The sequence below is a fragment of the Dermabacter sp. HMSC08H10 genome, from assembly GCF_001807585.1.
Taxonomy (GTDB): Bacteria; Actinomycetota; Actinomycetes; order Actinomycetales; family Dermabacteraceae; genus Dermabacter; species Dermabacter hominis.
This window is the reverse complement of the sequence record NZ_KV789412.1, coordinates 1-22,903: the sequence shown is the minus strand read 5'-3', so window position 1 is coordinate 22,903 and position 22,903 is coordinate 1. Positions and strand designations below refer to the sequence as shown.

General features: G+C 62.9%; 19 protein-coding genes and 1 tRNA gene. 16 read left to right on the top strand and 4 right to left on the bottom strand.

The window, feature by feature from the left end; all coding sequences use genetic code 11:
• Positions 1-58: 58 nt before the first annotated feature.
• Positions 59-1,870 (top strand): ABC-F family ATP-binding cassette domain-containing protein, encoded by a 1,812-nt coding sequence (locus HMPREF3176_RS00100; protein ID WP_070457260.1) that lies wholly within the window; start codon positions 59-61, stop codon positions 1,868-1,870.
• A 9-nt stretch (positions 1,871-1,879) separates the two neighbouring features.
• On the opposite strand, the gene HMPREF3176_RS00095 is transcribed toward HMPREF3176_RS00100, so the two are convergent.
• The 4 genes from HMPREF3176_RS00095 to HMPREF3176_RS00080 all read right to left on the bottom strand — a co-directional run bounded on the left by HMPREF3176_RS00095 (position 1,880) and on the right by HMPREF3176_RS00080 (position 5,501).
• Positions 1,880-2,215 carry a hypothetical protein gene (locus HMPREF3176_RS00095; RefSeq protein WP_070457258.1) on the bottom strand — a complete coding sequence of 112 codons (336 nt, stop codon included), beginning with the start codon at positions 2,213-2,215 and terminating at the stop codon, positions 1,880-1,882.
• A complete protein-coding gene (locus HMPREF3176_RS00090) occupies positions 2,212-3,558 on the bottom strand; it encodes a hypothetical protein (protein WP_034372830.1) in 1,347 nt (448 codons plus the stop codon). The genes HMPREF3176_RS00095 and HMPREF3176_RS00090 overlap by 4 nt, the downstream gene beginning before the upstream one ends.
• Complete coding sequence (locus HMPREF3176_RS00085) at positions 3,555-4,766, bottom strand: SPFH domain-containing protein (RefSeq protein ID WP_070457256.1); 1,212 nt, start codon at positions 4,764-4,766, stop codon at positions 3,555-3,557. The genes HMPREF3176_RS00090 and HMPREF3176_RS00085 overlap by 4 nt, the downstream gene beginning before the upstream one ends.
• A 75-nt stretch (positions 4,767-4,841) precedes the next feature.
• Entirely contained in the window at positions 4,842-5,501 is a 660-nt protein-coding gene (locus tag HMPREF3176_RS00080; RefSeq protein WP_083286138.1) for a TetR/AcrR family transcriptional regulator, read from the bottom strand.
• 87 nt (positions 5,502-5,588) lie between these two features.
• On the opposite strand from HMPREF3176_RS00080, the gene HMPREF3176_RS00075 reads away from it, so the two are divergent.
• The 15 genes from HMPREF3176_RS00075 to HMPREF3176_RS00005 all read left to right on the top strand — a co-directional run bounded on the left by HMPREF3176_RS00075 (position 5,589) and on the right by HMPREF3176_RS00005 (position 22,734).
• Positions 5,589-5,660 (top strand) — tRNA-Gln (locus tag HMPREF3176_RS00075).
• A 47-nt stretch (positions 5,661-5,707) separates the two neighbouring features.
• Positions 5,708-7,168 carry a bifunctional UDP-N-acetylglucosamine diphosphorylase/glucosamine-1-phosphate N-acetyltransferase GlmU gene (gene glmU / locus HMPREF3176_RS00070; protein ID WP_083286134.1) on the top strand — a complete coding sequence of 487 codons (1,461 nt, stop codon included), beginning with the start codon at positions 5,708-5,710 and terminating at the stop codon, positions 7,166-7,168.
• Between the two features lie 4 nt (positions 7,169-7,172).
• Complete coding sequence (locus tag HMPREF3176_RS00065; RefSeq protein ID WP_070457253.1) at positions 7,173-8,153, top strand: ribose-phosphate diphosphokinase; 981 nt, start codon at positions 7,173-7,175, stop codon at positions 8,151-8,153.
• 225 nt (positions 8,154-8,378) lie between these two features.
• Positions 8,379-9,005, top strand: coding sequence for a 50S ribosomal protein L25/general stress protein Ctc (locus HMPREF3176_RS00060; RefSeq protein ID WP_070435358.1), 627 nt, complete (start codon positions 8,379-8,381; stop codon positions 9,003-9,005).
• 150 nt (positions 9,006-9,155) lie between these two features.
• Entirely contained in the window at positions 9,156-9,758 is a 603-nt protein-coding gene (gene pth, locus HMPREF3176_RS00055; protein ID WP_070435359.1) for an aminoacyl-tRNA hydrolase, read from the top strand.
• Positions 9,755-13,423, top strand: a complete 3,669-nt coding sequence (gene mfd / locus HMPREF3176_RS00050) for a transcription-repair coupling factor (protein WP_070457251.1) — start codon at positions 9,755-9,757, stop codon at positions 13,421-13,423. Before pth ends, mfd begins: the two co-directional genes overlap by 4 nt.
• Positions 13,423-14,439: a MazG nucleotide pyrophosphohydrolase domain-containing protein gene (locus tag HMPREF3176_RS10465; protein WP_246826594.1), complete on the top strand. Its 1,017-nt coding sequence runs from the start codon at positions 13,423-13,425 to the stop codon at positions 14,437-14,439. The genes mfd and HMPREF3176_RS10465 overlap by 1 nt, the downstream gene beginning before the upstream one ends.
• Before the next feature lie 144 nt (positions 14,440-14,583).
• Positions 14,584-15,864 (top strand): phosphopyruvate hydratase, encoded by a 1,281-nt coding sequence (eno, locus tag HMPREF3176_RS00040; RefSeq protein ID WP_034372854.1) that lies wholly within the window; start codon positions 14,584-14,586, stop codon positions 15,862-15,864.
• A 19-nt stretch (positions 15,865-15,883) separates the two neighbouring features.
• Positions 15,884-16,498 (top strand): FtsB family cell division protein, encoded by a 615-nt coding sequence (locus HMPREF3176_RS10460; protein WP_246826593.1) that lies wholly within the window; start codon positions 15,884-15,886, stop codon positions 16,496-16,498.
• 33 nt (positions 16,499-16,531) lie between these two features.
• The gene (locus HMPREF3176_RS00030; RefSeq protein ID WP_070435362.1) at positions 16,532-17,086 is read left to right on the top strand and encodes a DUF501 domain-containing protein; all 555 of its coding nucleotides are present in this window, start codon (positions 16,532-16,534) and stop codon (positions 17,084-17,086) included.
• Positions 17,083-18,048 carry a Ppx/GppA phosphatase family protein gene (locus HMPREF3176_RS00025; protein ID WP_070457249.1) on the top strand — a complete coding sequence of 322 codons (966 nt, stop codon included), beginning with the start codon at positions 17,083-17,085 and terminating at the stop codon, positions 18,046-18,048. Before HMPREF3176_RS00030 ends, HMPREF3176_RS00025 begins: the two co-directional genes overlap by 4 nt.
• Before the next feature lie 39 nt (positions 18,049-18,087).
• Positions 18,088-19,440, top strand: coding sequence for an NAD(P)/FAD-dependent oxidoreductase (locus tag HMPREF3176_RS00020; RefSeq protein ID WP_070457279.1), 1,353 nt, complete (start codon positions 18,088-18,090; stop codon positions 19,438-19,440).
• A gap of 191 nt (positions 19,441-19,631) precedes the next feature.
• Positions 19,632-20,405: a glucosamine-6-phosphate deaminase gene (nagB, locus tag HMPREF3176_RS00015; RefSeq protein WP_070457247.1), complete on the top strand. Its 774-nt coding sequence runs from the start codon at positions 19,632-19,634 to the stop codon at positions 20,403-20,405.
• A gap of 71 nt (positions 20,406-20,476) precedes the next feature.
• Positions 20,477-21,973, top strand: a complete 1,497-nt coding sequence (locus tag HMPREF3176_RS00010) for an NCS2 family permease (RefSeq protein WP_070457245.1) — start codon at positions 20,477-20,479, stop codon at positions 21,971-21,973.
• A gap of 56 nt (positions 21,974-22,029) precedes the next feature.
• Entirely contained in the window at positions 22,030-22,734 is a 705-nt protein-coding gene (locus HMPREF3176_RS00005; protein WP_034372869.1) for a class I SAM-dependent methyltransferase, read from the top strand.
• The last annotated feature ends 169 nt before the right edge of the window (positions 22,735-22,903 follow it).

The following is a 22,903-nucleotide window of genomic DNA, read 5'->3' as shown; positions in this document are numbered from 1 at the left end:
ATCACATCAGCGGCCCCGCCGTTTCGTCTGTCGGGCGGCAGAGACGTAGGCTCGTGGCGTGAGTCTTCTTCTTGTCGGCGCCGAACAGCTGCATCTTCAGTACCCGAATCGAGTCGTGCTCGATTCTGTCACCCTCGGCATTTTCGAGGGCGATCGCATTGGGATCGTGGGGCGTAATGGCGATGGCAAGAGTTCTCTCATTCGACTCCTGTTTGGCGAACTCGAACCGTACAGCGGGCGCGTGACGCCGAGGAACGGCGTGCGCATGGGGCTTTTGTCGCAGTCCGACAACTTGGACGAGACCTCGACTGTCGGGCAGGAAATCGTCGGGGATGCCCCCGAGCACGAGTGGGCCTCAGACCCAAAGATCCGCGACATTATCGCGGGGCTGCTGAGCGACATCCCGTTCGAGCGCAGCATTGGTGCGCTTTCCGGTGGCCAGCGCCGCCGCGTGGCGCTTGCCAAGCTGCTCGTGGGAGATTGGGACGTGATCGGTCTCGACGAGCCCACAAACCACCTCGATCTCGAGGGCATTCACTGGCTTGCACGCCACATCAAAGGGCGTTGGGGAGCCGGGCAGGGCGCTTTCATCGTCATCACCCACGATCGTTGGTTCCTCGATGAGGTCTGCACGTCGACGTGGGAGGTGCACGACGGCATCGTCGAGCCATTCGAGGGCGGCTATGCGGCCTATGTTCTTCAGCGCGTCGAACGCGACCGTATTGCCGCGGCGACCGAGCAAAAGCGCCAGAACCTGGCCCGGAAGGAGCTTGCCTGGCTTCGCCGTGGCGCTCCGGCGCGAACGTCGAAGCCCCGCTTCCGTATCGAGGCGGCGAACGCCCTGATCGCGGATGTCCCTGAGGTGCGGAACCCATTGGAGCTCAAGCGCCTCGCGACTGCCCGGCTCGGCAAGGACGTCGTTGACCTCCTTGACGTGGGCGTGAGCTACGGCGATCACGTGATCTTTTCTGACGTCACGTGGCGCATCGCTCCGGGTGAGCGTACCGGCATCCTCGGCGCCAACGGCGCCGGTAAGTCCACGCTCCTCAGTTTGATTGCGGGCACCCTTGAGCCTACGAAGGGCCGAGTTAAGCGCGGCAAGACCGTTGAGATTGCCGTCCTCGATCAGCAATTCCGCGAGCTTCAGGACATCGCTGGCGAGCGCGTGCGCGACGTGCTCGCGCGCACGAAGACGACCTTCACGATCGACGGCAAAGACTTCACTCCCGCGAAATTGCTCGAGCGCCTCGGCTTTGCCAAGGATCACCTTTCTACGCGCGTCGAGGATCTCTCGGGTGGCCAGCGTCGGCGCCTCCAGCTCCTCCTCGTGCTCTTGAGCGAGCCGAATGTTCTCATTCTGGACGAACCCACGAACGACGTCGATACCGACATGCTCACGGCTCTCGAGGACATGCTCGATTCGTGGCCCGGAACTCTCATTGTCGTCTCGCACGATCGCTACCTCCTTGAGCGCGTGAGCGATCAGCAGTATGCGGTCATGGGAGGGACTCTCCGTCATCTTCCCGGCGGGGTGGACGAATACCTACAGCTGCGCGCACAGGAAGAACGCGAACGCACGGGTGGGGGCGAAGGCAGTGCAAAATCCGACGCTACCTCGGCCTCGGCCCCGGCCAGCGGCCTCTCCGGCGCGGAGCGCAGGGCCGCCGAGAAGGAAGCCAGTGCGATTGAGCGACGCATCGATAAGCTCCGCTCGCAGATCGAGAACATCCACGCGGAGCTCACCGAGCACGACCCCACGGACTTCGAGGGCTTGACCGCGCTCGGCCAAAAAGTGCGCGAGCGCGAGAGGGAGATCGCCGAGATCGAGGAGCGCTGGCTCGAGATCCTCGAGCAGATCGAAGAAGGCTGAAACGCGGCGCTAGGGGGAGATGCGGCGCACCCGCTCACGGGGATTGCCATTATTGCGCCCTGCCATGACCGTGCTCTTGACGCCGTTGCGACGCCTGCCGGGAGTATCGAACGCCTGGACATTCGACACGCCGATACGGGTCTCGCTTTCGAATCGATATTTCTTATCGGTGTTGCGGTAGCGCAGGAAGAAGAACGAGTAGATCGACGTGAAGACGATGAACGCGAGAACGAAGGGCGCGGCGATGACCGCAACGCTCACATCGTCGCCGCTACTCGAGCTAGATTCCGCGAGGATCTGGCCGGCGACGAGGATCGAACCGCTGGCCGTGAGAATGGGGCTCATAGGACGACCGCTCCAATCGCGAGGGGGAATGTGATGGCGAAGGTGGCGATCGCGGCGAGCGCGGCACAGCCGAACAGCTTGATCTTGTCGACCGGAACCGAGCCCATCGTGCGGCCGTTTCGGCCGTTCACCGCGATGTAGTGGATCATGCCGGTGCGATCGTCCTGGTAGCTGTACAGCCAGATCGGAAGGTAGAGCGCAACCCAGCGCGTGCCGTGGATCTCGAGCCCTTCGCTTTCCCAGCGAACGCCGCGGTCGTAGTCGCGGATCATGAGGTCTGCACGTGAGCGAGCGATCGAAAGGAAGTTGCTTTCGACCGTGTCGTCGATGTCGTCGATATCGAGGTCGCGGCGCTCCGAGGTGAAGCCCGCAAGGTAGTTCGAGTTGTAGGCGACGGCGTTTTTCGTATCGAACGGGAGGATCGCGTTGAGCACATTGTTGGTGTTGATGCTCGTGTTCATGTTCGCGCGCGAACTGTTCGTTTCCGCAATGAGGTCGTCGACCGTGAAATCGAACTTGCGCCCGAGCGTGTATTCGCGAATATCCGAGACTCGTTCGTCCTGGTCGTTGCCGATGTGGCGCGTGTAGCGGCGGAGCGTGACCTCGCCTCGCCCCTCGATGGTTGCGGTGAGGTTGCCGTCGACTGTCATGTACGGCACATACACGCCTACGACGTTCTCGGGCGTGAAGTTTGCCTTGAACTGGCTCGTGGCGAAGAATCGACGATCCCCTGCGAATTCGCGTACCTTTTCGACACCTTGTTCATGCGTGAGGGCGAAGGGCAACACGGCATCGGGAACGGCGCCATTCGGGATCTGCTGGTTAATCGATAGCACCTGGCGGCACCAGTGGCAGCGCGCCTGGAGCGATTCGTTCGCTTTGATAACGACCTCGGCACCGCAGCCCTGGCACTTGAGGGTAACGACAGTGGTGTCGACGGCGATGTCATGCGTACCCGAGCCGCGAACAACGCCCCGTAGCTGTTCGATGGGGGAGTCGAGACCGAAGGCCGTTTCCACGACCTTTTCGTTGAATTCGAAACGGCAATACCGGCACACGAGCGCCTGGTGCTGGAGCGAGTAGCCGATGTCGGTCGAGCCGCACCTGGGGCATTTATCGAAGCCGTCAGCCTTCCCACTTGCCGTGTTGACGACGTGCTCGGGGGTGGGGTCAACGAGCGCATCAACAACGTCTTGCGACGCGGTCCGGCCCCTGACGACATTCGCATCACTCATGTCGGGGCCACTCACGTTCGGCGCTCCCTCGGGCGTGGGGCGCATCGAACCGGCCCCCGGGCCTTCGGAAGGCATGGGGGCCGGTTGCGGGCCGGGTGCGTAGGTCAAAGGCCGAGCGCCTTCTTCTTTGCCGCCTCGTAGTCAGCCTCGGTGATGAGACCCTGGTCGAGCATTTGCTTGAACTGGGCGAGTTTCTCCGCGGGGTTCGGCTCGGCGCCGCCTTGGTTGGACTGCGCCTGCTGGCTCTGCTGGCCCTGCGGGCTCTGGCCCTGGCCGGCGAACGGACCCGACGCTTGCGCAGGCTGCACGAGGCCTCCAACGGCACCGGCTCCCATGCCCATCATCGCGAGGCCCGTGCCGCCTCCGTTCTCACCGGCGGACTGCACGCCGCGCGCGACAGCCTGGTTGACGAAGCTCTGGTTGCGGTTGCCCGAAAGCGCATCGGCAGCCTGAACATCCTTGAGGAGCTTTCGCGTGTTCTCGTCGTACTCGATCGACGCGATCGCGACTTTTTCGATGACGAGGCCGCGATCGGTCGTCCAGCGGTAGTTTTCTTCGACCACGCTCGAGAGGGAGGCCGCGAGCCCGAACGAATCCGACTGGATTTTTGTGATGCGGTTGTTCTTATCCGGGTCATTCGTGTAGCGCGAGAACGCCGGTGCGAGCGAGGAGACGACTTCCTGGAAGAGCTGGTTCGCCGCGTCGTTTTCGGTATCGGTGAAGTCGAAGATTGGCGCATTCGCCGAGATATATACGGCGGGAACCCAGTTGTGGATGAACAGGAGCGGATCCACGATGCGGATCGTGTAAGTGCCGCGTGCGACGGCTCCCACCTGGGCGTTCATGTACTGATCGTCCCAGTAGATTTCGGATTGAGTGCCGAAGCGGTTGTTCGGGAGCTCCTTGAGGCTCACAAAGAACGCGAGCTGCTGCGAGCCTGGTTGGCCGCCAAACTTGAAACGCTCCCACGACGTCTCGAGCGTTGACGCAAGAATGCCGTTGTTCGCGAACACGGTGCGGGAATTCGGGTCTCCCGAATGCCACTCGTAGCCGCCCGCCTCGGTAATGAGGCCGGTGACGCGGCCGTCCTGGAGCGTGACGAGAGCGTAGCCTGCCGGCACGACAATCCGCGAACCGTTGCTAATGATGTTTTCGCTGCCGCGAGTGTTCGAGCCGCGCCCCGCGTTGGTTCCTCGCGGAACCGCGGGGAAAAGGGCCGCGGTGGGCGGGAGGTTGGAGGGGACGGTCAGAAAGTCCTTCCACTGATCGGCAAAAGTACCGCCCAGCGCGTCCTTGAAAGCCTGGATGAAACCCACGAAATCTCCTCTGTTAGAGCCGACGGCCCGAGTATAGAGTATCTAGGTCACAGACAAACGGCGTTATCTGTGGGTTTATTTCTTCTTCGAGTGCTGGTCGGTCGTGAGAAGCCTCGGTTCAGATTCGAGGCCGCGAAGCCCGTTCCACGCGAGGTTCACAATGTGGCTCGCGACAACCTCTTTCGAAGGGCGACTCGTCTCAAGCCACCACTGACCGGTGTAGGAAACGATTCCGACGAGCATCTGCGCGTACATCGCCGCGTGCAGCGACGTGTACTTCTGTGCACGCATGTGCCTCACGAGAAGATCTTCGACCTGGCTCGCGACGTCCACGAGAAGCGCCGAATACGTGCCCGACGTTTGCGAAGCCGGGGAGTCGCGCACGAGAATTTGGAAACCGTCCTCGTTTTCCTCGATATAGGTCAAGAACGCGAGCGCAGCCTTCTCCACGAGTACGCGGGGGTGCTGGTGAACATCGTGGAGCGCATCTTCAAGGACGCGCAGGAGGTGATCCGTTTCGCGATCGACGATCACGGCATAAAGACCCTCCTTGCCTCCAAAATGCTCATAGACGATCGGCTTTGACACTCCTGCCTTGGCTGCAACTTCCTCGACACTCGTCGCGTTGTAGCCCTTCTGCGCAAAAAGTGAGCGGCCGACGACGACAAGCTGCTCGCGTCGCTGACGGCCCGTCATCCGGGGAGAGCGAGCGCGAGGGGGGCGTGAATCAGACATGTGCAACATTTTCGCACGCCTAGGCGCGTACCGTTTTCGCTCTCGCGGCTTGAGGGGCTAGGCTTGTCCCCGGCGCCCTTGGGCCCATCCGCGATGGTGTAATCGGCAACACCCCAGTTTTTGGTTCTGGTATTCCAGGTTCGAGTCCTGGTCGCGGAACGATCCAGCACCGGATTCATCGCACCGGACACAAGGAGCACCTTTCCGTGGCACATTATTCGCCCGCAGCTGTCGTCGTCCTCGCAGCCGGCGCAGGCACTCGCATGAAATCCGCTCTTCCCAAGGTTCTCCACCCTGTCTGTGGCACCTCGATGCTCATGCACGCGATCAACGCGGCGCGCGGAACGGGCGCCGGCGAGATCGTCGCGGTCGTCCGCCACGAACGTGAACAGGTTCTCTCTCACCTCGCGCAGAACGCTCCCGAGGTCGTCACCGCCGATCAGGATGACATCCCCGGCACTGGACGCGCTGTTCAATGCGGTCTCGACAAGGTTGAGGCGACCGTCGGAACCGTACTCGTGACCTACGGCGACGTGCCCCTGCTCCAGTCAGAAACGCTCCGCGCCTTCGTTCAGGCCCACGAGGAGTCCGAATCGTGCGTGTCGATCCTCACCGCTCGCCTCGACGACCCGACCGGATACGGCCGCATCGTGCGCAGCGCCGACGGCTCCCAGGTCGAAGCGATCGTCGAGCATAAGGACGCGAACGACGAGCAGCGTTCGATCACCGAAATCAACTCGGGAATCTGCGCATTCGACCTCGCATTCTTGCGCGAAGCCCTCACGAAAGTCGGCACCGATAACGCCCAAGGCGAGATGTACCTCACCGACGTTCCCGGCATCGCCCGTGCCGAGGGGCAAAAAGTCACCGCGTACGTCATTGATGACGCAATCCAGGTGGAAGGCGCCAACGATCGGGTCCAACTCAGCGAGCTCGGTGCCGAAATGAACCGTCGGACCCTCGTGCGCCACATGCGCGCCGGCGTGAGCATCATCGATCCCTCCTCGACGTTCATCGACCCCGAAGTCGAGATTGGGCAGGACACGACAATCCTCCCCGGCGTGCAGTTGCACGGGCACTGTGTCATTGGCGGCGACGTAACCGTCGGGCCGGACACGACCCTGACCGACGTCACCATTCACGACCGAGCCGAGGTTGTGCGCACTCACGGCTTCGGCGCGGTCATCGGGGAAGGGGCGACCGTGGGGCCCTTCACCTACCTGCGGCCGGGGACCGTTCTCGGCGCCCGCGGCAAGATCGGTGGCTTCTGCGAAACCAAGAATGCGGAGATCGGCGATGGCGCAAAGGTTCCCCACCTTTCCTACGTGGGTGACGCCGAGATCGGCGAGGGGACGAACATTGGTGCGGCAACGATCTTTGCGAACTACGATGGGGTGAACAAGCACAGGAGTGTCGTCGGCAAACACGTGCGCGTTGGAAGCGACAGCGTCCTCGTCGCGCCTGTGACAATCGGCGACGGTGCGGCAACGGGAGCTGGAACGATCGTCCTTAAAGACGTCCCGCCCGGCGCCCTTGCCGTCAATGCTACGAAGCCTCGCATTACCGAGGGGTGGACGCTCACCAAGCGCACGGGCACCGCCGCGGCCGAAGCCGCCGAAAAAGCGCTTGACCACGACTCTCGAACCGCAACCACCGAGGAGAAGTAAAACGATGAGCGGCATCATCACCAGCGGAGAAAAGCACCTCGTTCTCGTTTCGGGGCGCGCCCACCCCGTGCTCGCCGAGGAAGTCGCCAAGGAACTCGGTGTTGACCTTCTCCCGACGGACGCGTGGGATTTCGCCAACGGCGAGATCTACGTGCGCTACGGCGAGAGTGTGCGCGGGGCGGACGTCTTCGTTCTCCAGTCGCACCCGGCTCCCATCAATAACTGGCTCATGGAGCACCTCATCATGGTGGACGCCCTCAAGCGCGCGTCCGCGAAGCGCATCACGGCGATCGCCCCGAGCTACCCGTACGCCCGCCAGGATAAAAAGCACCGTGGCCGCGAGCCGATTTCGGCCCGCCTGGTTGCCGATCTGTATAAGACCGCCGGAATCGACCGCCTCATCTCGGTTGACCTGCATGCGCCGCAGGTTCAGGGCTACTTCGACGGTCCTGTCGATCACCTCATGGCCATGCCCATCCTCGCGAAGTACGTCGAGTCTACCTATGGCGACGAGGATCTGTGCGTTGTCTCGCCAGACGCCGGCCGCATCGGCGTAGCCGAGAAGTGGGCGAAGCGCCTTGGCGGCGTGAACCTTGCCTTCGTGCACAAATCGCGCGACCCGCATCGCCCCAACCAGGCCGTTGCGAAGCGCATCATCGGCGACGTGCAAGGAAAGACCTGCATCCTCGTCGACGACATGATCGATACCGCAGGAACGATCGTCCAGGCCGTCGAAGCCCTCACGAAGAACGGCGCGAGCTCCGTGGTGGTAGCCACGACGCACCCGATCTTCTCGGATCCGGCCGTTGAGCGCCTCAAGAATTCGGCGGTGCGCGAGGTCATCGCGACCAACACGCTGCCCATCCCCGAGGAAAAGAATTTCGAGAAGCTCACGATCCTCTCGATCGCGCCGCTTCTCGCACGTGCGATCCGTGCCGTCTTCGATGACGGCTCTGTGACCTCGCTGTTCGACGGCGACGCCTAATCTCCTCGTCTGTCACCGGTCGCGCAGTCTGCTCGGCGTGACGTGCCTCGCTTCACGTCGCACTTTGTCGAGTGACTGCGCGGCCGTGCCGTATGATTGGACGGTACTTCGGCGAGGGAGAGGCTTCGGCCTACTCCGTTATCGACGCGGTTGAATCCTTGGGCTCGTGCTCCCACGTGCTCGGGGCGCGCCGTCTCGCCCCGCTTCACACCCAAGGAGTTTCACATGGCCGAGAACATCAAGGTCGACATCCGTTCCGACTTCGGCAAGGGCTTTGCGCGCCGCATGCGCGCCGAAAGCAAGATCCCCGCGGTCCTGTACGGCCACGGCACCGAGCCGGTTCACCTCGCGCTTCCGTATCACGCGACGGCTCTTGCCGCGCGTCACTCGAACGCTCTTCTCGAGCTTGAGATCCCGAACGCTGAAAACGAGCTCGCGATCATCAAGGACATTCAGCGCCACCCGCTCTCGCGCGACATTCTCCACATCGACCTCCTCATCGTGAAGCGCGGCGAGAAGGTTGAGGTTGACATCCCCGTGACCGTCGAAGGCGAGCCCCAGTCGCCCGCCGTGGCCGTGGTTGACATTCAGGAGATCACCCTCCTCGCCGATGCACTCAGCCTTCCCGAACACATCGTCGTCAACGTTGAGGGCAAGGTCGAAGGCGATGCGATCTACGCCGGGGACCTCGACCTTGGAGACGCCGAGCTCGTTACCGATCCCGAGTTCCTCGTGGTGTCGATCCAGGTCCCGCAGGTCGACGAGGCCGACCTCGAGACGCCTGGCTCCGAGGACGACGAGGAAGCGGCAGAGGATGCTGCCGAGGAGTCGTCGGAGGGCGACGACGAGTGAGTTCTGATCCGCGACTTCGCGGATCGTGAAATCTAATGCAGGGGCGTCGCACACAGGTGCGGCGCCCCTGTAGCCTTTTCGGGGGGCGACGGTCGCCGGCCAGCCGGCGGTGACCAGGTTTTCCCCTGGATTAGTGCGGAAAGTAGAGTTGTGAGCGAGACGATGCTGATTGTGGGCCTCGGGAACCCTGGTCCCAAGTATGAAGCTACGAGACACAATGTCGGGCACATGGTGCTCGATCGACTTGCCGAGTGGGCCGGCGCCTCGTTCAAACGGCACAAGAAGGCCAATGCTTCAGTTATTGAGGGGCACATGGGGGCGCCGGGTACCGGCCGCCGAGTGATTCTGGCGAAACTTGGGTGCTACATGAACACTTCGGGTGGGCCCGTGTCTGCGCTCGCGCAGTACTACGGGATCGAGCCTGAGAATCTCATCGTCGTGCACGATGAGATCGATGCGCAGTTCGGTGCGATTAAAGCGAAGATCGGCGGGGGAGAAGGCGGTCACAACGGCCTTCGTGATATTTCGCGTGCACTCGGCACCAAAGACTATTTGCGCGTGCGCGTCGGCGTGGGGCGTCCCCCGCAGGGGCGCGATACCGCGGATTTCGTCCTCGCTCCTTTTTCCTCGTCGGAGCGCAAGGTACTTGATGACCTCGTGACCTCGGCGGGACAGTGCGTGGAGATGCTCGTGGAGCAGGGCCTCGTGGCGACGCAGCAAGAGTTTCATTCGCGCGAGGCGATCCGCCCGTGAGCATCGCCCCCGTTCTCGCCGCCGCGGCGCACTCTGCTGATCTCGCACGCTTCGTCGAAGCGCGTTCCACCGCCGAGGGCGTATCGATCATCGCCCCGAGCGGCATGCACCCGCTTTATCTTGCCGAGGCCGCTTCGCGCAGGGGGCCGTCGGACCCGCTCGTCGTGGTGACCGCAACGACGCGCGAAGCAGAAGATCTTGCGGCCCAGATCGAAGCTCTCGTTCCGGCCGCGAAGGTTGCGCTGTTCCCCGCCTGGGAGACCCTTCCGCACGAGAGGCTTTCGCCCCGTAGCGACACGGTCGCGCGCAGGCTTTCCACGCTCTATTCACTGGCGCATCCGGACGAAACGGGTGGGGTCGAGGTGCTCATGGTTCCTGTGCGTGCACTCGTGCAGCCGATGGCACGCGGACTTGAGAATCTAGCGCCGGTTCATCTCGAGCGCGGCGACTTCATTGCGATCGACGAGCTTGTGGAGAAGCTCGTCGGTGCGGCGTACTCGCGCGTGGACATGGTCTCCTCGCGCGGTGAGTTTGCGGTGCGTGGCGGCATTGTGGACGTGTTCCCGCCGACGCTCTCGCATCCCGTCCGCCTCGATTTTTTCGGCGACGAGCTTGAAGAGATCCGTTTCTTTTCCGTCGCGGATCAGCGCTCGATGGAGGATACTCTCGAAGCGTTCGATGCACCCGCGTGCCGTGAGATTCTTCTGACGGAGGACGTGCGCGCGAGAGCACGCGCCGCGATCGCGCAGCTGCCCGGCGCCGCTGACATCCTCTCGCGGCTTGCGGAGGGCATTGCCGTCGAGGGCATGGAGTCGCTGACCCCGCTTCTGGTGGGGGAGATGGTGAGCCTCGCGGACCTACTTCCCGAGCATTCGAGCCTCGTGTTCGTTGAGCCCGAACGTATTCGCACGCGTGTCGATGAGCTCGTGCGCACAACGGAAGAGTTCCTTGAGGCGGCGTGGTCGAGTGCAGCGCAGGGCGGTGCCGTGCCGATCGATGTGTCGCAGGCAAGCTTCTCGTCGCTCGAGGACACACTCGGCGAGCTTGAGGCCCGACGCCTCCCGGTCTCCACGCTTGCCCCGTTCGGGCTCGATGCCGACCTCACGTCTCAAGCGAAGCCGCACCCTGGATACGGCGGCTCGATCGCGAATGCGGCGCGCGACCTCGCGCAGCACGTTAGCGACGGATGGCGAATCGTCCTCACGACCGCGGGACCGGGTACCGGGCGCCACATCGCCGAGTCGCTCACTGAGGCGGGTGTCACGGCGCGGTTCAGCGCTGATCTCGACGAGGAGCTTTCCCGCTCGCACGTGAGCATTACGACCGGGCCGATCACCGAGGGGATCCTCCTCGAGGACATCAAACTCATGCTCTTGTGTGAGAGAGACATGACGGGGAAATCGGCCGCTCGCCGATCTGGTGGCAAGAAACTTGCCGCACGTCGCCGCGCGATGGTCGATCCGCTCCAGCTGTCGCCCGGAGACTATGTCGTTCACAATCACCACGGAGTCGGGCGGTTCGTGGAGATGACGAGCCGCACCGTAGGCACGGGCGATAAGCGCGCGACCCGCGAGTACCTCGTCATCGAGTACGCAAGTTCGAAGAAGGGCCAGCCGGGTGATCGCCTCTACGTCCCGAGCGACCAGCTCGACCAGGTGACGAAGTACGTCGGCGGCGAGGCCCCGAGCGTGAACAAGATGGGCGGGAGCGACTGGTCGAAGACCAAGTCGCGTGCGCGCAAGGCCATCCGGGAGATTGCCGATGAACTCGTGAGGCTCTATAGCGAGCGCCAGCGCAGTTCGGGCTTTGCCTTTTCGCCAGATACGCCGTGGCAACATGAACTCGAGGACGCCTTCGAGTACACGGAAACTCCCGATCAGCTCTCGACGATCGACGACATCAAACGGGACATGGAAAAGCCACTTCCCATGGATCGCCTCGTGTGCGGTGACGTCGGCTACGGCAAGACCGAAGTTGCGGTACGCGCGGCCTTCAAGGCTGTGCAGGATGGCAAACAGGTGGCGGTCCTATGCCCGACGACCCTGCTCGCCCAGCAGCACGTCGACACCTTCACAGAACGGTACGCGGGCTTTCCCGTCAACGTGCGTGGGCTTTCGCGCTTCCAAACCAAGGCTGAATCGGACGCGGTGATCGAGGGACTCAAGGACGGTTCGGTCGACGTGGTGATCGGGACACACCGCTTGCTTACGGGGCAGGTGCGTTTCAAGGACCTGGGGCTCATCATCGTGGACGAGGAGCAACGCTTCGGTGTCGAGCACAAGGAGACTCTCAAAGCACTGCGCACCAACGTCGATGTGCTGTCGATGTCGGCGACCCCGATTCCCAGGACTCTCGAGATGGCCGTCACGGGTATCCGCGAGCTTTCCACTCTCGCGACGGCACCCGAGGAACGCCATCCCGTGCTCACCTACGTTGGCGCGCACGAGGATGCTCAGGTCAAGGCCGCGATCCGCCGCGAACTCTTGCGTGAGGGGCAGGTGTTCTACATCCACAACCGCGTCGAGGATATTGAGCGCACCGCCGTGCACTTGCGTGAGCTCGTGCCCGATGCGCGAGTGGAGGTTGCCCACGGCAAGCTTAACGAGGCCCAACTCGAGCGAGTCATCCTCGATTTTTGGGAGAAGCGCTTCGACGTACTCGTGTGCACGACGATTGTGGAAACGGGTCTCGACATTTCGAACGCAAATACCCTGATCGTGGAGAATGCGGACAGATTTGGTCTCTCGCAGCTACACCAGCTTCGCGGAAGGGTGGGGCGCTCGCGCGATCGCGCCTACGCGTACTTCCTGTATCCAGCGACGAAGCCGCTCACGGAAACAGCGCACGACCGCCTCACGACGCTTGCGACGCACTCGGAGCTCGGTGCAGGCATGCAAGTCGCGATGAAGGACCTCGAGATCCGCGGCGCAGGGAACTTGCTCGGCGGCGAGCAGTCCGGGCACATTGCCGGTGTGGGCTTTGACTTGTACGTGCGCATGGTCGGCGAGGCAGTCGCAGCGTTCAAGGGCGAATTCGACCACACGGCGAAGGACACGAAGGTCGAACTGCCCCTTAACGCGCACATTCCCGTCGAGTACATCGATTCTGAGCGCCTTCGCCTCGAGGCGTACTCGAAAATTTCGGCGTCGAAGAGTGCCGACGAACTCGAGAGCGTGCACTCCGAGCTCGAGGACCGTTATGGCGCGCCACCCGCGGAGGTCGAGCGTCTCTTTCACGTCGCGCGCTTCCGCCTGGATGCCTCCGAAGCTGGGATCGACGAGGTGCAGGTGCAGGGCAAGATGATCCGCTTCGCGCACGTGGACGTCACGGACAGCGTGCAGCTCAAACTCCGCAGGTTGTACCCGGGAACGGTGCTCAAGCCTGCCCTTCGCCAGGTTCTCGTCCCGCATCCGCGCACTCAGCGTGTCGGTGGTATTCCCCTCACCGACGAGGCCCTGCTCGAGTTCTGCCGCGGCGTGATTGCACAGCTGAAGCCCGCATGGGCGAAAGAACGGGGTATCGAGCTTGCCGAGCAGCCGTCGGAACCCTCCCGCGCGCGTTCGTTCGGTTCGCGATCACCGCGCGCAAGTAGGCTCGAAAACTCACGTCGTGACGCGCCGCAAGGGACGCGCCAGGCGGGTCTTGGACGAAAGGGGCATGCGTGATGAACGGGTCTTTTTCGGGTGAGCTCAAGGTTGTTCCCGTTTCGCCCCTGAATGCGCCAGGGCTTATGACGGCGCGCGGCTGGGACGCACTCAGGGGCGCCGCGAGCGTTGCCCTGTCGTGCGCGCACCCGGCGTGGGAGGCACACGTGCGCGAGGCCGGGATCGAGTGCCTGCGGCTTGAAAGCGCAAGTGCGCACGAGCTTGCGCGCTCGGTCGGCGCGTGGCTCGAGGATTCCGACGGCTGCCCGGGCGGGTATCTCGCCTGGCTCTGCGATTCCGAGCCCCCCCACCTTCCGTCGCCTATCGAGACGATTGGCGCGCTCGAAGAGGCCTCCGGTGGGCCCATCGATGCGGATTATGTTTTCGCGTCCCCCGTCGCTCCCGGCGCTGCGGTCGTCGAGTCGGTGAGGATTATGCACGAGCTTCGCAGCCCGGGGGGTGATCCGTGGAGCGCTGCCCAGACACACGGTTCTCTTTCGCGATACTTGCTCGAGGAAACCCACGAAGTTCTTGCTGAACTTGAGCGCGAGCCGATTCGTACGTCGGAGCTCGTTGACGAGTTCGGGGACCTGCTGTTTCAGCTCGTGTTTCATGCCCGAATCGGCATGGAGGAAGCTGAGCCGTGGACGCTGGATTCGGTTGCCCGGTCTCTCAACGCGAAAATGTATCGCCGAAACCCGCATGTGTTTGGACCCGAGCGCGAGGATTTGAGCATTGAGGAGATTACGGCGCGGTGGGACCGCATCAAGTCGCAGGAGAAGCCGCGCCGTGCACTCGCCGAGGGGATTCCACTCGCCCTTCCCGCACTCCAGCGGGCGTTCAAGATCGCCGCGCGTGCGCAAGCTGCGGGGCGGGAGGAAGAGCTCAGGGCTGTCGTTGAGAACAGCGCGTCGAATGGGAGTATCGCCTCTCGAATAATGGCGATCGTGCTCGAGGCTGCAGCGCGTGATGAGGATCCCGAATCGGCTCTTCGCGCACTCGTGGCGAGGGTCGAGGCGCAATTGGCTCGCGACTGAGGTCCCACTCCGTGACCTGGGTCGCATTCGCCGCGCCGGGGGTACGCAAAACCCTTCAGGTAGATCACACGATCCGCACTAGACTTGAGGGCGAAGGTCAAAGGCGACCCGCCACTTGAAAATCCTGACTAAGGAGGCCATCTCATGGCATTCATCTTCGACGTTCGCGGTCGCGAAATTCTTGATTCGCGCGGCAACCCTACCGTTGAGGTCGTTCTTACGACCGACGAGGGCTACCAGTTCCTCGGCCAGGTTCCTTCGGGCGCCTCGACCGGTGCTTTTGAGGCCGTTGAGCGCCGCGATGGTGACAAGGGCCGTTACCTCGGTAAGGGCGTTTCGCAGGCTGCCGCCGCGGTTGCCGAAGAGCTCTCCGAAAAGATCGAGGGCATGGACGTGACCGACCAGCGCGCGATCGACCTCGCGATGATTGACGCGGACGGCACCGACAACAAGGGCAAGATCGGCGCGAACGCCATTCTCGGCGTGTCGATCGCTGTCGCGAAGGCTGCCGCAGCGGAAGCAGAGCTGCCCCTCTACCGTTACGTGGGCGGTCCGAACGCACACGTGCTTCCCGTTCCCATGATGAACATCCTCAACGGTGGTTCGCACGCGGATTCGAACGTGGACATCCAGGAGTTCATGATCGCCCCGATCGGTGCCCCGACCTTCGTCGAGGCCGTCCGTATGGGTGCCGAGGTTTACCACAACCTCAAGAAGGTTCTCCACGACCGTGGTCTCGCGACGGGTCTCGGTGACGAGGGCGGCTTCGCGCCGAACCTCGAGTCGAACCGCGCTGCTCTCGACCTCATCATCGAGGCCATCGAGAAGGCTGGCTACACCCCGGGCAAGGACGTCGCACTCGCTCTCGACGTTGCTGCGTCGGAGTTCTTCGAGGACGGCTCCTACCTCTTCGAGGGTGAAAAGAAGTCTGCCGAGGACATGATCGCCTACTACGGCGAGCTCGTTGAGTCCTACCCGCTCGTCTCGATTGAGGACCCGCTTGACGAGGAAGACTGGGACGGCTGGGTTGCCATCACCGAGAAGCTCGGCGAGAAGGTTCAGCTCGTTGGCGACGACCTCTTCGTGACGAACCCCGTGCGTCTCGGCCGCGGCATTGAGAATGGCGCTGCCAACGCTCTTCTCGTGAAGGTGAACCAGATTGGCACCCTCACCGAGACCTTTGACGCCGTGGATCTTGCCACCCGCAATGGTTTCTCGTCGATGATGTCGCACCGTTCGGGCGAGACCGAGGACACCACGATCGCCGACCTCGCTGTTGCGCTCGGTACGGGCCAGATCAAGACCGGTGCTCCCGCTCGCGGTGAGCGCGTCAACAAGTACAACCAGCTCATCCGTATCGAGGATGAGCTCGGCGACTCGGCCGTCTACGCGGGCGCTTCGGCGTTCCCGCGCTTCAAGGCCTGAGCGGTTTACGATAGGGCTCATGCCTGATTCGTTAAAGCACCGAAGGGGCGCCCCGTCGAGACCGGCGGGGCGCTCCTCGGCGTCGCGGCGGCGAACTTCCGCAGCCACCCCCTCCACGCCTACCGGTCGCGCGAGTCGTCGCCGCACGAAGGCTGGGCACACCGCATCTGCGCGCACGGCAACTTCGATAAGTGCGGGTGCACGCAAGGTTCTGGCCCCTATCGCGGGGCTCACGGGACGCTCGCTCGTGCTGCTGGCGATTACGCTTCTCGCGCTCGTGGCGCTCGTTCCCACCGTGAATGGGTACGTCATGCAGCAACAGCGCCTCAGCACCCTTCGTGCGCAGGTTGCCCAGCAAGAACGCGAGGTCGAAGGACTCGAGGCGCAGGTCGCGCGGTGGGAAGATCCGACGTTTGTCTCCGCGCAAGCGCGCGAACGTTTGCTCTTTGCCTACCCCGGGGAAACGCAGTATCGCCTGACAGATTCAAGTGGTGCCGAGGTTCCTCAAACGACCCGGGCCGCGCAGGCGGAGCAGCGCACGAAAACTGCGTGGTTTGGCACGATGTGGGATTCGCTCGTAGCCGCGAGTCAGGCCGCTCCTCCCGAGGACCCCGCCGATAAGCAAGGCCCGTGAGGCCGATAGTCGCCCGAAAGGTTGTAGTGCTCTATGCCAACACCGCTTGATCCACTTCCGTTCGAGAGCGAGGCAACCGAGGCGGATCTCGCCCTCATGGCTCGCCAGCTTGGTCGAACGATGCGTGGCGTGCATTCGATCGCCCGTCGCTGCGCGTGCGGGGCTCCCGCCGTTGTTCGCACGGTGCCGCGTCTGAGCGATGGATCGCCGTTTCCCACGAGCCTTTACCTCACGCTTCCGTCGATGGTCGAGGCCTGCTCGCGACTTGAGGCGCGGGGGTTGCTTGCTGAGTGGACCGCCGAGCTGGAAGAGAACAGTGAGCTTCAGCAGAGCTATGCGCGCGCCCACGAGCGGTACCTGGAGCGGCGCTCCGAGCTCGGTAGTGCCGAAGAGATCGATGGCATCAGTGCAGGGGGAATGCCGCACCGCGTGAAGTGCCTCCATGCCGTTGTCGGCCAGGCCCTTGCCGAGGGGCCAGGCGTGAACCCGTTTGGTGATCGCGCCCTTGAGTTGACCTCTGATGACACGACGATCGATCGATGCCGATGCGACCTCACCCCCGCAATGCTTGAGGAGGAAGGCGCATGAGCCGCAGGGTCGCCGCGATCGACTGCGGCACGAATTCGATTCGTCTTCTCGTCGCGGAAGAAGCGCCCGACGGCTCCTTGCGGGATATTGCGCGGGAGATGAAAATTGTGCGTCTCGGTCACGGGGTGGACCGCACGGGGCGCCTCGACCCGGAAGCGATCGAGCGCACTCTTGAGGCCACTCGGCAGTATGCACGCGTGATCGAGCAGAACGCGGTCGAAGGCGTGCGCTTTGCAGCGACGAGTGCAAGCCGCGACGCTGAGAACCGAGCGGAGTTCATCGACGGTGTTCGGGAGATTCTCGGCATTGAACCAGAGGTCATCGAAGGGACCGAAGAGGCGGTGCTGAGCTATCGCGGTGCCGTGGCGACTCTTCCCGATCCCGGGCCCTCGCCTCGCCTGATCGTTGATATCGGTGGCGGTTCAACCGAACTGGTCTACGGCGAGGATGCGCCGCGAGCCGAGATCAGCCTCGACATGGGGTCTGTTCGCCTCACGGAGCGCCACTTGAGCGCCGACCGCGTGAGCGAGAGCGACATTGAGGCCGCTGTACGCGATATCGACGCACTTATGGACGAGGCTTCTCAGACGATCGATTTTTCCGCAGTTCGCGGCATCGTGGGAGTCGCGGGAACCGTCACGACTTTGACCGCCGTTGCCCTCGGCCTCGAGGAATACACGCCCGAACTGAGCCACGGCGCAAGCATTGATGCCGAGGAATTCACGGCTCTTAGCTATCGAATTCTTCGATCGAGCGCGACGGAGCTCTCAGCGCTCCCGGCGATCCACCCGGGACGGATAGACGTGATCGGCGCGGGCGCGCTTATTTGGGCGCGGATCCTCGAACGGGTTGCGAACGAAGGCACACTCGAGCGCGTCACGACGAGCGAACACGACATTCTCGATGGACTCGCGATGAGCGTGCTCGATTCACTCAGTTTGGAAGCGCCTCAACGTGGTTGAATTGCATCGTTAGCGATGTGGAAAGGCAAGTTCACACACATGAACATCAATTCAGGAAACAAGCCGCACGTTCTCGTTCTCGGCGGCGGAAGCGTTGGTATGAACGTCGCAGCTGAGCTGCGCAAGAAGGCCGGCAACAACGTTGCCATCACGGTCGTCGACACTCGTCCCTACCTCACCTATCAGCCCTTCCTCCCGGAGGTTGGCGCCGGTGCGATTGACCCGCGCAACGTGCTCGCGCCGTTGCGCAAGGTCCTGCAGGGCACCAAGGTCGTCACCGGATCGGTCGAGACCATCTCGCACGCGGATCGCGTCGTGACGGTCGCTCTCGAGGGCGATGAAACGATCGAGATCAGCTACGACTACCTCGTCGTGGGGCTCGGTTCTGTTCCGCGCACGCTCCCGATCCCGGGCCTTGCTGAAAACGCTATTGGGTTCAAGTGGGTCGAGGAAGCCGTGGCCGTGCGCGACCGCATCCTCAGCAACCTCGCCGAGGCAGCTTCGACCAAGGATCCCGAAACCCGCAAGCGTCTGTTGACCTTCACCTTCGTGGGTGGCGGTTTCGCTGGCTCAGAAGCGATCGCAGAGGCGGAAGACATGGTCTCCGCGGCGCTCCAGTACTACCCGGATCTCCACCCTTCGGACGTCCGCTTCGTCATGATCGAGGCCATGGGCCGTATCCTTCCCGAGGTTGGCGAAGAGCTCGGCAAGTATGCGCTCAAGCAGTTCCGCGAGCGTGGTATCGAGGTCAAGCTCGAAACCTTCCTCAACTCGTGCGAGAACGGCATTGTTAAGACCTCCGATGGCGACGAGTTCGCTTCGGACCTCATCGTGTGGTGCGCCGGCATTAAGCCGAACCCCGTTCTCGAGAACTCGGATCTGCCCCTCAACCAGACCGGGCGTCTCGACTGCCTCGCGGACCTCCGCGTCAAGAGCGAAGATGGCCCCCTCGAGGGTGTCTTCGCCGCGGGCGATTGCACGACCGTTCCGGACCTCGCCTCGGGCGAGGGCAAGGTATGCCCGCCGAACGCGCAGCACGCTGTGCGCCAGGCCAAGACCCTCGCCGACAACGTCGCGCGAGCCATCGATTCGCGCCCGCTTGTGGACTACTACCACAAAAACCTCGGCACGATGGCGACCCTCGGAATGTTCAAGGGCGTTGGCACGCTCTTCATCGGCGATAAGAAGGTCGAACTCAAGGGGCTGCCTGCATGGCTCGGCGCTCGCGCCTACCACGTTTACGCCATGCCCACGCTCGGCCGCAAGGCTGGCGTCGTCGCAGGCTGGGCGAGCTCGCTCCTCGGCAACCGCGAAATTCTCGGCATTGCACAGACGAGCGAACCGCGCAAGGCCTTTGAGCTTGCGGCGGCTTCGACGCCGAAGAAGAAGTGAGTTCTCACGGATAAGCACCTAGTTTTCCCGCGCTGAGACGCGAGGCCCGGCACCCTCAGGTGCCGGGCCTTGCCGCTTTCGAAGCGAAGTATCTATGCTTGTGAGAGCGCATGCGCGAGAACAACATGGGCGTTGATGAGGGCCGGCAAGCGTCGGACCCCACGCGCCCCCCGAACTGAGCCGGAGAAGCCATGGAGATTTACATCCGCCCCAATGCCGAAGACGCGAGCCAGATCGTTGCCGATCACATTGAAGCGGTGATTCGTGAGGCAAACGGGGGCCCGGTCACTCTCGGTCTCGCGACGGGCTCGTCACCCGTGGCCGCTTATGACGAACTCGCGCGCCGTCACCGTGAGGAGGGGCTGAGTTTTGCGGGCGTCACGGTTTTCATGCTTGATGAGTACGTGGGGCTTTCGCCCGAGCACCCGCAGAGTTACGCGCGTTTTATTCGCGAGCACCTTGTTGAAAAGGTCGATCTCGACCCTGCGAAGGTGTTTTGCCCTCGCGGTGACACGGGGGATCCGGTTGCCGAAGCAGCCCGGTATGACGCCGCGATCAAGGACGCAGGCGGCGTTGATCTTCAGCTTCTCGGCGTCGGTGCGACGGGACATATCGGCTTCAACGAGCCCGGTACCTCCCTCGCATCCCGAACCCACCTCGTGACTCTCACTCCGAAAACGATCGCCGACAACGCGCGCTTCTTCGAATCGAAGGACGACGTTCCGGTTCATGCGATCAGCCAGGGCGTTGGCACGATTCGCGAGGCCAAGAAGCTTCTCCTCATCGCTACGGGGGAGAACAAGGCAGAAGCAATCAGACAGACGATCGAGGGTGGAGTGAGTGCGCGATGGACGTCGACCGCGCTCCAGCTGCACGAAGACGCGACCGTCGTCGTGGATAGCGCCGCTGCCTCGAAGCTCGACTACCTCGACTATTACCGCTTCATCGACGCCAACCGTCGCTAAGCACGCTCGAGGCGAGGTGTTCGTCTCCCTAGCCCGGCCCGAAGCGCCACTTCGGCCGGGCTTTTCCTACAATGGGCCCCATGTCCCAAACCCAAAATGCACCCTCGAAGGGCGCGGTTTCGTCGCGCCTTGATTCTTTCTTCTCGATTTCGAAGCGCGGTTCGAGCGTGGGTCGCGAAGTGCGCGGCGGCATGGTCACGTTCTTCGCAATGTGCTACATCATCGTTCTCAACCCGCTCATCATTGGCACGGTCCCGGATTCGACAGGCATGTACCTCGGCGGCGGAACCGAACCGAACATGCCCGCCGTTGCCGCGGGTACGGCATTGATCGCCGCGGTCTGCTCGATCTTCATGGGTGCCTGGGCCAATTTCCCCCTCGCGATGGCTGCGGGTCTTGGGCTTAACGCCTATCTGGCCTATGGCGTCGTTTCGCTGCCCGGCATGACGTGGGCCGGCGCAATGGGTCTCGTCCTCATTGAAGGTGTGATCATTCTTCTGCTCGTTCTCACCGGCTTCCGTAGGGCGGTGTTCCTCGCGGTACCGCAGTTCTTGAAGACTGCCATTGCCGTGGGCATGGGGCTTTTTATCGCCTTCATCGGCCTTATCAATGCACGTTTCGTGACAACTGGCGGCGGCACACCGGTGCAGCTCGGTAATTCGGGATCGCTCATTGGCTGGCCCACGGCCGTGTTCGTGTTCGGCCTCATCCTCATGATTGTTCTCTGGGTACGGAAAGTTCCCGGTGCGATCCTCATCGCGATCATCGCCGCAACTGTGCTCGCCATTGTCGTGGAGAACACCGTCGGAATCGGCCAATTTGCCCCCGCGACCGACGCCGATGCCGGGAACCCCTACGGCTGGTCCATGAACGTCCCTGCCCTGAATGCGAACGCCTTTGCGCTTCCCGATCTCGGCACACTTTTCCAGGTGGATCCGATCGGCGGTTTACGCGCGATCGGAGTTGTCGGCGCCATCATCGTCGTGTTCTCCCTCCTCCTCGCGGACTTCTTCGACACGATGGGAACGATGGTCGCGATTGGAACGGAAGCAGGCCTCGTCGACGAGAACAGCGACGTCGAAAACAGCCAGCGCGTGCTCGTCGCCGATTCGGTTGGCGCGATCATGGGTGGTGTTGGTGGTGTCTCCTCCAACACGAGCTTCGTGGAAAGCGCGACCGGCGTCGGCGAGGGCGCACGCACGGGCCTCGCGACCATCGTGACGGGTCTGTGCTTCCTCGTCGCCATGTTCCTCTCGCCGATCGTCGCGCTCGTGCCTTACGAGGCAGCGACACCGGCCCTCGTGCTCGTTGGGTTCCTCATGATGAGCCAGGTCGTCGAGATCGACTTCAGTGACCTGACGAAGGCCATTCCGGCCTTTCTCACGATCATCCTCATGCCGTTTGCCTACTCGATTACCGTCGGAATGGGCGCGGGCTTCATCATGTACGTGGTCATCCAGATCGTCGTGGGCAACGCAAAGAAGGTGCACTGGCTCATGTACGTCGTGAGTGCGCTCTTCGTCATGTATTTCCTCCGTGATGCACTCACGGGGCTCATCGGGCTCTGACGCGCCCGTACCCCGCGTTGCCCGCACCGCGGCCTCGATCAGGCACAATAGACCCCATGACGCGAGCTGATCTCACCAAGAACCCCGACGATGTCTCGACTATGTTTGACGGCGTCGCGGGGCGCTACGACCTCCTCAACACCGTCCTTGCCTTTGGCCAGGATCGAGGGTGGCGAACGGCGATGGTGGAAGCGCTCGATCTGCCGCAGGGGAGCGGGGCTCGCGTACTTGATGTCGCGGCCGGCACCGGTACCTCGAGCGCGGCGATCGCGCGTGCGGGGCACCTGGTGCTCGCTTCTGACTTTTCGGCTGGCATGATGGCGGAGGGGCGCAAGAGGCAACCGCACATCCCCTTTGTGGGGGCCGACGCTACCAACCTCCCGTTCACGTCAGATTCATTCGATGCAGCCGTCATTAGCTTCGGTCTGCGCAATGTCGTTGAACCACGAAAAGCTCTCTCCGAAATGGCGCGCGTAGTGAAGCCGGGCGGGACCGTCGTCGTGTGCGAGTTTTCGACCCCGAACAATCGCGCCTTCCGCCACGTCTACTCGCGCTACATCATGGGGATGCTGCCGCACGTGGCATCGCAGGTATCGGCGAATGGTGCTGCCTACAGCTACCTCGCCGAGTCAATTCTTGCCTGGCCCGATCAGGAGGGCCTACGCGAGTGGTTCCTTGAGCTCGGGCTCGAACGAGCGCAGTATCGCAACCTCAGCGGCGGCATCGTCGCGCTACACAGGGGCTACGTCCCGCACGCCTAGGTCGGCCCGCGATGTCGCGGTGACTTCGCGTCTTTGAATCGTCTCTGTCTGCAGTACGCAGCCAGGAGCCCCTTACCGACGTCTCGCGCAGCTAGCCCGTCTCTTTTCGTGCAAGAGCGGAAAGAGACGGCAGCTTTTTTGGGTTGTTTTATGGTGTGGGCCACGAGTT

What these genes read in the sequence shown, in the direction of transcription:
- HMPREF3176_RS00095 (WP_070457258.1), bottom strand. Translation starts at nt 2,215, where the DNA reads ATGAGCCCCATTCTCACGGCCAGCGGTTCGATCCTCGTCGCCGGCCAG.
- HMPREF3176_RS00065 (WP_070457253.1), top strand. Translation starts at nt 7,173, where the DNA reads ATGAGCGGCATCATCACCAGCGGAGAAAAGCACCTCGTTCTCGTTTCG.
- HMPREF3176_RS00060 (WP_070435358.1), top strand. Translation starts at nt 8,379, where the DNA reads ATGGCCGAGAACATCAAGGTCGACATCCGTTCCGACTTCGGCAAGGGC.
- nagB (WP_070457247.1), top strand. Translation starts at nt 19,632, where the DNA reads ATGGAGATTTACATCCGCCCCAATGCCGAAGACGCGAGCCAGATCGTT.
- HMPREF3176_RS00020 (WP_070457279.1), top strand. Translation starts at nt 18,088, where the DNA reads ATGAACATCAATTCAGGAAACAAGCCGCACGTTCTCGTTCTCGGCGGC.
- HMPREF3176_RS00010 (WP_070457245.1), top strand. Translation starts at nt 20,477, where the DNA reads ATGGGCCCCATGTCCCAAACCCAAAATGCACCCTCGAAGGGCGCGGTT.
- HMPREF3176_RS00005 (WP_034372869.1), top strand. Translation starts at nt 22,030, where the DNA reads ATGACGCGAGCTGATCTCACCAAGAACCCCGACGATGTCTCGACTATG.
- HMPREF3176_RS00080 (WP_083286138.1), bottom strand. Translation starts at nt 5,501, where the DNA reads ATGTCTGATTCACGCCCCCCTCGCGCTCGCTCTCCCCGGATGACGGGC.
- HMPREF3176_RS00030 (WP_070435362.1), top strand. Translation starts at nt 16,532, where the DNA reads ATGCCAACACCGCTTGATCCACTTCCGTTCGAGAGCGAGGCAACCGAG.
- HMPREF3176_RS10460 (WP_246826593.1), top strand. Translation starts at nt 15,884, where the DNA reads ATGCCTGATTCGTTAAAGCACCGAAGGGGCGCCCCGTCGAGACCGGCG.
- HMPREF3176_RS00025 (WP_070457249.1), top strand. Translation starts at nt 17,083, where the DNA reads ATGAGCCGCAGGGTCGCCGCGATCGACTGCGGCACGAATTCGATTCGT.
- eno (WP_034372854.1), top strand. Translation starts at nt 14,584, where the DNA reads ATGGCATTCATCTTCGACGTTCGCGGTCGCGAAATTCTTGATTCGCGC.
- HMPREF3176_RS10465 (WP_246826594.1), top strand. Translation starts at nt 13,423, where the DNA reads ATGAACGGGTCTTTTTCGGGTGAGCTCAAGGTTGTTCCCGTTTCGCCC.